Annotated in this window: 6 protein-coding genes; 5 read left to right on the top strand and 1 reads right to left on the bottom strand. The window is 34.7% G+C overall.

The window, feature by feature from the left end; all coding sequences use genetic code 11:
* The first annotated feature begins 82 nt into the window (after positions 1–82).
* From VGE71_RS14285 to VGE71_RS14265, 5 genes are all read left to right on the top strand, one after another.
* On the top strand, positions 83–1,060 hold the full coding sequence (locus VGE71_RS14285) for a pyruvate dehydrogenase complex E1 component subunit beta (RefSeq protein WP_109191633.1): 978 nt from the start codon (positions 83–85) through the stop codon (positions 1,058–1,060).
* A gap of 70 nt (positions 1,061–1,130) precedes the next feature.
* The gene (locus tag VGE71_RS14280; protein WP_331138939.1) at positions 1,131–3,632 is read left to right on the top strand and encodes a DUF5686 and carboxypeptidase-like regulatory domain-containing protein; all 2,502 of its coding nucleotides are present in this window, start codon (positions 1,131–1,133) and stop codon (positions 3,630–3,632) included.
* Positions 3,633–3,659: 27 nt separating this feature from the next.
* On the top strand, positions 3,660–4,526 hold the full coding sequence (gene dapF, locus VGE71_RS14275) for a diaminopimelate epimerase (protein ID WP_331138938.1): 867 nt from the start codon (positions 3,660–3,662) through the stop codon (positions 4,524–4,526).
* 146 nt (positions 4,527–4,672) lie between these two features.
* A complete protein-coding gene (locus VGE71_RS14270) occupies positions 4,673–5,203 on the top strand; it encodes an inorganic diphosphatase (RefSeq protein ID WP_111288276.1) in 531 nt (176 codons plus the stop codon).
* 111 nt (positions 5,204–5,314) lie between these two features.
* Positions 5,315–7,837, top strand: coding sequence for a sodium-translocating pyrophosphatase (locus VGE71_RS14265; protein WP_331138937.1), 2,523 nt, complete (start codon positions 5,315–5,317; stop codon positions 7,835–7,837).
* Between the two features lie 141 nt (positions 7,838–7,978).
* Here the strand turns inward: VGE71_RS14265 and VGE71_RS14260 are convergent.
* Positions 7,979–8,591, bottom strand: a 613-nt coding sequence (locus tag VGE71_RS14260) for a deoxynucleoside kinase (protein WP_331138936.1), incomplete at its 5' end; no start/stop codon positions are given.

The following is an 8,591-nucleotide window of genomic DNA, read 5'->3' as shown; positions in this document are numbered from 1 at the left end:
GATTTTAAATTCAATTTATGCTTTTAAGTTATTTAAAATATTTATTTTTGCTCTTCAGAAAATTCAACATACAATATAAAATATGAGAACAATACAATTTAGAGAGGCCATTTGCGAAGCGATGAGCGAAGAAATGCGTCGCGATGAATCCATATATTTAATGGGAGAAGAGGTTGCAGAATACAACGGAGCTTACAAAGCTTCAAAAGGAATGCTTGCTGAGTTTGGTGAAAAGAGAGTAATTGATACTCCAATTGCTGAGCTTGGATTTTCGGGAATTGCAGTAGGTTCTGCAATGAACGGAAACCGCCCTATTGTAGAATATATGACATTCAACTTCTGTTTAGTTGGTATTGATCAAATTATTAATAACGCTGCTAAAATGCGTCAAATGACAGGAGGACAATTTAATGTGCCTATCGTTTTCCGCGGACCAACAGCTTCTGCTGGTCAATTAGGAGCTACTCACTCACAAGCTTTAGAAAACTGGTTTGCTAATACTCCAGGTCTTAAAGTTATTGTTCCTTCAACTCCTTATGATGCAAAAGGACTTTTAAAATCTGCAATTCGCGATAATGACCCAGTTATTTTCATGGAGTCTGAGCAAATGTACGGTGACAAAGGTGAAGTGCCAGACGGAGAATACACAATTCCAATTGGTGTTGCTGATGTTAAACGTGAAGGAACAGATGTAACTATTGTTTCTTTCGGAAAAATCATCAAAGAAGCTTTTATTGCTGCTGATGAATTAGCTAAAGAAGGAATCTCTTGTGAGATCATCGATTTAAGAACAGTTCGTCCAATGGATAAAGATGCAATCTTAAAATCGGTTAAAAAAACAAATCGTTTAGTAATTCTTGAAGAAGCTTGGCCAGTTGCCAGCCTTTCTTCTGAAATCTCTTATATCGTTCAAGAACAGGCTTTCGACTTCCTTGATGCGCCAATTCAACGTATTACAACTGCAGATACTCCTGCACCTTACTCTCCAGTATTGCTTAAAGACTGGTTGCCAAATGCAGGTGATGTAGTAAAAGCAGTTAAAAAAGTATTATACAAATAATACACATTTAAAATACTCACAAAACTTCATCATTCATAGTTAATTGATGAAGTTTTTTTTTGCCCGAACAATGAAAAGAATAATTTTACTCAGCCTATTTTTTGTATTCGCATTTGCGGCTATTGCTACTGCACAAACGAAAGTGAGTGGAATTGTTTTGGACAAGTCAAATCAGCCAATACCTTTTGCTAATGTTGTTTTTAAAGGTTCTAATACTGGAATTGTTTCTAACGAAGATGGGCGTTTTTATTTAGAATCACCTAATACTTATACAGCATTAATAGTTACTTCGGCAGGATTTTCAGACAAAGAAGTACCTTTAGACAAAGCGGTCAATTATAATTTTAAAATTGTTTTAGGCGAAGCCGAAGCTCTTAATGAGGTTGTAATTTATACTGGAAAAACTTCTAAAAAGAATAATCCAGCACTGGATATTTTGAGAAAGATTTGGGAAAGAAAACGTAAAAACGGACTTTACCAATTCAATCAATATGAAATGCAGAAGTATGAAAAGGTAGAGTTTGACATGAATACCATTGATAGTGCATTCATGAAAAACAAGCTTTTCAAAGGAATGGAGTTTGTCTTCAACCATGTAGATACTTCAACTGTTACGGGAAAAACATATCTTCCAATTTTTATCAACGAATCTGTTTATGATGTTTACGGAGATAATAAATTAAAGAAGGTAAAAGAAAATCTTACTGGAAATAAAATGTCTGGTTTTCAAGGTAATCAGCAGATTTTGGCCTTTGTAAAAGATTTGTATTCAGATTATAATATTTACGATAATCACTTAAAGTTTTTTGATAAAAGTTTTACAAGTCCGCTTTCAAGAACAGGAATTGATGTTTACAATTATGTATTAAAAGACAGTGCTTATATCGACAAAAAATGGTGTTTTAATATTGTTTTTTATCCAAGACGTAAAAATGAATTAACGTTTAAAGGTGATTTTTGGGTAAACGATACCACTTTTGCCATCAAGAAAATTAATATGGGCGTTACTAAAAGCGCCAATATTAACTGGGTAAAAGACATTTATATTGAGCAGGAGTTTGAAGTAGAAAATGATTCTATTTTTCTTTTGACTCGTGATTATATGATGTCTGATTTTGCTTTAAATAAAAAAGAAAAATCAAAAGGAGTTTATGGAAAACGAACGACTTTATATCGTAATCATAAATTCAATATTCAAAAACCAGAAAAATTTTATAAAGAAGAAGTCAATTTCATAGACAATGCGGTCTATGAACGACCGCCTGAATTCTGGGAAGAAAATCGTTTCGAAAAATTAAATAAAGACGAAGCGGGGATTTATAAAATGCTCGATACACTGCAAACCGTCAAGCGATTTAAGCAGTTGTATAATCTCGTCTCCATTTTAGGAAGTGGTTATGTCGAATTTAAGAACTTCGACTATGGCCCTATTTATTCTACTTTTGGATATAACGAAGTAGAAGGTTTACGACTAAGAGTAGGAGGAAGAACTTATTTTGGACCAAATGATCCATGGCGTTTGCAAGCTTATACTGCATACGGATTTGACGACAATAAATTTAAATATGGACTTTCAGGAAAATGGATGGTTGACAAGAAAAACCGTGTCATTATTTCGGGAGGAAACAGACGAGATATCGAACAAATCGGAGCGAGTTTAACCACCACAAATGATGTATTGGGAAGAAGTTTTGCGTCTTCTGCTTTATTTACAACAGGAAGTAATGGAAAGCTGACCAACATTAATTTGAGTAACATTTCGGTTGAAATGGAGCCGAAAAAGAACTTTATTGTTTCAGCAGGATTCTCTTATCGAACATTAGAATCGGCTTCTAAGACTTTTAGTTTAGATTATTATACCACATTGCCAACTGCCGCAAACCCAATGGGAGTTATAAAAAGTGATGTAAAACAATCTGAAGCTAATATTCAGTTTGAATATATGCCAAATCGTAAAACAATTGGTTACGGTGTAGAAAGAGATTTAGTGGATAGTCCATTCAGTCATTTCTTTGTGAACTTTAGTTATGGTCTTAAAGGTGTTTTAGACAGTGATTTTGCTTATGAGAAAATTCAGGTTTTCTACAAACAGCCAATTATAATCGGACCTTTAGGAAGATCGAATATTATAGTGGAAACAGGAAAAACCTTCGGTACAATTCCGTTAGGATTAATGAGTGTAATTCCGGGTAACCAGACGTATTTTACAATTGAAAATACATTCAGTAACTTGAATTTCTACGAATTCGTAACCGATCAATATACTACTTTGCAATGGAATCATGATTTTGGAGGAAGATTATTCGCCAGAATTCCATTTATGAGAAAATTGAATTGGAGAGAGTTTGTTGGTGTAAGAGCCGTTCATGGAACTATTTCTGATGCGAATCGCGCTATCAATGCTTCTGGATTGCCTTATAATGCCCCAGAAAAAGTATATTATGAATACCATGCCGGAATTGGAAATATTTTCAAAGTATTCCGTATTGATTTTTCTTGGAGAGGGAATTATTTAGACATGCCAGACGCTCACAAATTTGCTGTAAAAGGATCTTTCGGATTCTATTTCTAGTCAGATTAATAAAATATAATGAAACAAATGAACAACAATTTCTTTGTAAAAACTCACGGATTAGGAAATGAATATATAGTGCTGGACAGCAAGAATATTACATTTGAACTTACTCAAAAAGCAATAACACGAATCTGTAATGTAAATTTCGGAATAGGTTCTGACGGTATTCTTCTTTTAGTTGATTCTGATCGTGCTGATATCGGTTTGCAAATCTTTAATCCAGACGGTTCTGAAGCGGAGAAGAGCGGAAACGGGCTTCGTATATTTTGTAAATATGTTTTTGATTACGGAGTATTAGATAAAAAAGAATTTACGGTTGAAACAAAAGGTGGTATTGTAAAAGCTACAATTGAAGAAACGGTAAATAATAAAGCAAAAATTATCACTGTCGATATGGGACAGGCGATTTTTAAATCAGATTTAATTCCAACGAAATTTGAAACGCCAGAAGTTGACAACATTACGATTGAGGCAAATGGAAAATCTTTTGATGTCAATTGTGTTTCTGTTGGAAATCCGCATTGTGTTATTCTGAAAGAAGATTTAAGTATTGACGAAATCAAACAATTTGGACCATTTTTAGAAAATCACGAAATGTTTCCAAACAGAATCAATGTTCAGTTTGCCAAAGTAATAAACCGAAATGAAGTTGAAGTTTTAATTTGGGAAAGAGGAGCAGGATTTACACTTGCATCAGGAAGTTCATCTTGTGCAGTTGCAAGTGTAATGAAAAAGAAAGGTTTGGTAGATGAAAATATTACAATTAAAATGCAGGGCGGAACATTAAAAATAAATGTAGATCCCAATTTTAACATTAGAATGACAGGAGAAGTTAGAGAAATTTGCTCTGGTATTTTGAGCAATGAGTTGCTTGAAGATGTTAATTTATAAAACCTTTTATTAACTCTCTGTTATATAACTTAGAAAGTACATTAATTTATGGATAAAATGCATAGATTAATGTACTTTTTTTATTGTAAAAAGGGATTGTTTAGTTATTTTTGCAACCGAAATTATAGAAACATTAAAAAACGAAAATGACCGCAGACAAATTAACAACTTTCGATGTGTTAATCGAAATACCAAGAGGAAGCAGAAATAAATACGAGTACGATTTTGAAATTAAAAGAATGCGTTTCGACAGAATGTTATTCTCTTCAATGATGTACCCAGCTGATTACGGATTTATTCCAGAAACTTTAGCTTTAGATGGTGATCCTCTTGACGTATTAGTTTTGGTAAATGAGCCAACTTTTCCTGGATGTGTTATGGAAGTTAAACCAATCGGTGTATTCCACATGGCAGATGATAAAGGACCAGACGAGAAAATTATTTGTGTACCAGTTTCAGATCCAATCTGGAATTCATTAAACGATCTTTCTGATATTAACCCTCACTTAGTAAAAGAAATTGAGCACTTCTTCCAGGTTTATAAAGACCTTGAAAACAAAAAAGTGGATGTAGAAGGATGGGGAGACGTAAAAGAAGCTTACGATATTATCGCTGAGTGTACAAAACGTTTTGATGATATTGAAAATAAACCTGCAGGATTATTTAGTATTAAATAATTTAGGCATTCATAATTTATAAAAAAAGCAATACTCCGTCAGGAGTATTGCTTTTTTGTTTAAATTCGTTTTAGTTAGATTGTTGACTATTAACCAAAACCATTAATAATTATGAATGCATTTATGATTTACCTGCCAATTGTTATGGCAGTTTTAGGATTACTTTTCATGGGAATAAAAAGGACTTGGGTTTTAAAACAAGATGCTGGAGATGGCAAGATGAAAGAGATTTCAGATTACATCTACGAAGGAGCCTTGGCCTTCCTAAAAGCAGAATATAAGCTGTTAACCATTTTTGTAATTATTGCCAGTTTAGCTTTGGCAGGAATTACTTTTATTCCAGGTGTAAAAACACATTTATTAATCGTAATAGCATTTATTTTTGGTGCTTTATTTTCGGCTTATGCAGGAAATATTGGGATGAAAATAGCAACTAAAACAAACGTTAGAACTACTCAGGCGGCACGTACTAGTTTGCCACAAGCATTAAAAGTGTCTTTTGGCGGAGGAACCGTAATGGGATTAGGTGTTGCAGGGCTGGCAGTTTTAGGATTGACAGCTTTTTTTATAATCTTTTTTAATTTATTTTCTGGCGGAGTTTGGAAAGACACTGATACAATGACGGTTGTATTAGAAACTCTTGCAGGATTTTCATTAGGAGCAGAATCAATCGCTTTATTTGCCCGTGTTGGAGGAGGAATTTATACAAAAGCGGCCGATGTTGGTGCCGATTTAGTAGGTAAAGTAGAAGCTGGAATCCCAGAAGATGATCCGCGTAATCCAGCAACAATTGCAGATAACGTGGGAGATAATGTAGGAGACGTTGCTGGTATGGGAGCCGATTTATTCGGGTCTTATGTAGCAACAGTTTTGGCGGCAATGGTTCTTGGAAACTATGTGATAAAAGATATGGGAGGCAGCATTAATGATGCTTTCGGAGGAATTGGTCCAATTTTGCTTCCAATGGCAATTGCAGGTTTCGGAATTTTATTTTCTATTATTGGAACGACATTAGTAAAAATTTCAGATGACAATGCTAGAGAAGCTCAGGTACAGAAAGCGTTAAATATAGGGAACTGGGTTTCAATTATTTTAACAGCTGTAGCTTGTTTCTTTTTAGTAAAACATATGCTTCCAGAAACCATGCAGATGACTTTCTTTGGAGAAGGTTCTAAAGCTATTTCATCAATGCGTGTTTTTTATGCAACATTAGTTGGTTTAGTTGTTGGTGGAGCTATTTCATCAGTAACAGAATATTATACAGGATTAGGAACAAAACCAGTTTTGGCAATTGTTCAAAAATCGTCAACTGGAGCAGGAACCAATGTTATTGCAGGTTTGGCAACAGGAATGATTTCAACTTTTCCAACCGTATTATTATTTGCTGTAGCAATTTGGATTTCGTATGCTTTAGCAGGATTTTATGGAGTGGCGCTAGCGGCTTCAGCAATGATGGCAACAACGGCAATGCAATTGGCAATCGATGCTTTCGGACCAATTTCTGATAATGCTGGAGGAATTGCCGAAATGAGTGAATTACCAAAAGAAGTTCGTACTAGAACCGATATTTTAGATTCAGTAGGAAATACAACTGCAGCAACTGGAAAAGGATTTGCAATTGCTTCTGCAGCTTTAACTTCATTAGCTTTATTTGCTGCTTATGTAACTTTTACAGGAATTGACGGAATTAATATTTTCAAAGCGCCAGTTTTGGCTATGTTATTTGTTGGTGGAATGATTCCAGTGGTTTTCTCTGCTTTAGCGATGAATTCAGTTGGAAAAGCCGCAATGGATATGGTTTACGAAGTTCGCCGTCAGTTTAAAGAAATTGCCGGAATTATGGAAGGAACTGGAAAACCAGAATACGGAAAATGTGTTGAGATTTCTACAAAAGCTGCTTTACGCGAAATGATGCTTCCAGGAATTTTAACCATTGGATTTCCAATTTTGATTGTCATTATTGGGAAATTGGTTTACGCAGACAACAATCAGCTTATTGCTGAAATGTTAGGAGGATATATGGCAGGAGTTACCGTTTCTGGAGTACTTTGGGCAGTTTTCCAGAACAATGCTGGAGGTGCTTGGGATAATGCTAAAAAATCTTTCGAAGCAGGAGTAATGATTAACGGAGAAATGACTTATAAAGGTTCAGATGCACATAAAGCAGCCGTAACCGGAGATACTGTTGGGGATCCGTTTAAAGATACTTCTGGACCTTCAATGAATATTTTGATCAAGTTAACTTGTTTGATTGGATTGGTAATTGCTCCGATTTTGGGTGAAGGTCATGCTCCGTCAGACATTGCTGGAAAGGCTTCATGCTGCGCTAAAACAGAAATGCATGCGAGCGGCCTTTCTAAGTGCGGAGATATGTCTGGAATGACAAAAGAAGAATGTATTAAGATGTGTAAAGAAAAAGGTTGTTCTCCTGAAGAAACAGCAAAATGTCTGGCACACTTTGATGCAAATGGAAAATATGCCCACACAGAAAGTCAATCCGTGAAAGTTGAGGTTAAAAATATAAACGGAAAAACTACTGGAACTGTTACTAAAACTGAAAACGGTAAAACCACAACCGAAGTTTTTGAAGGAACCGAAGAAGAAGTTTTAGCAAAAGTTGAAGCTGCGAAATAATATAAACATTGACGGAAACCTAACAGGTTTTAAAAACCTGTTAGGTTTAATACTGTTTAAGATGTGTTTCAAAAGAAAAGCCTCTAAAATTATTTTTAGAGGCTTTTTTATATTTCGTGTAAATTCGTGAAATCAGTGTTTTTAGAACAATCCGTTCAACTCAGCATCAATTCTATTGATAATATCTCCCAAATCTTCTGGATTATCCACAAAATTGATGTTATCAACGTCAATGATTAATAAACGTCCTTTAGTATAAGTTTGAATCCAAGCTTCGTATCTTTCGTTCAAACGGCTTAAATAATCGATAGAAATAGAGTTTTCGTATTCTCGTCCGCGTTTGTGAATTTGCCCCACTAAATTCGGAATAGAACTTCTTAAATAAATCAATAAATCGGGTGGTTTTACCAAAGATTCCATTAATTCAAATAAAGAAGTATAATTTTCAAAATCGCGACTTGTCATCAATCCCATAGAATATAAATTGGGAGCGAAAATATAAGCATCCTCATAAATCGTTCTGTCCTGAATGATTTTTTTTCCGCTTTGGCGAATTTGCTGCACTTGACGAAAACGGCTGTTAAGGAAATAAATCTGAAGATTAAACGACCAGCGTTCCATTTGATGGTAAAAATCATCCAGATAAGGATTATCAACTACATCTTCATAATGAGGTTCCCATTTAAAATGTTTGGCTAATAATTTGGTCAGAGTGGTTTTTCCTGCGCCTATGTTTCCTGCTATTGCTATGTGC

This window comes from Flavobacterium sp., assembly GCF_036405015.1.
Taxonomy (GTDB): domain Bacteria; phylum Bacteroidota; class Bacteroidia; order Flavobacteriales; family Flavobacteriaceae; genus Flavobacterium.
This window is presented reverse-complemented; position numbering and strand designations above follow the sequence as displayed.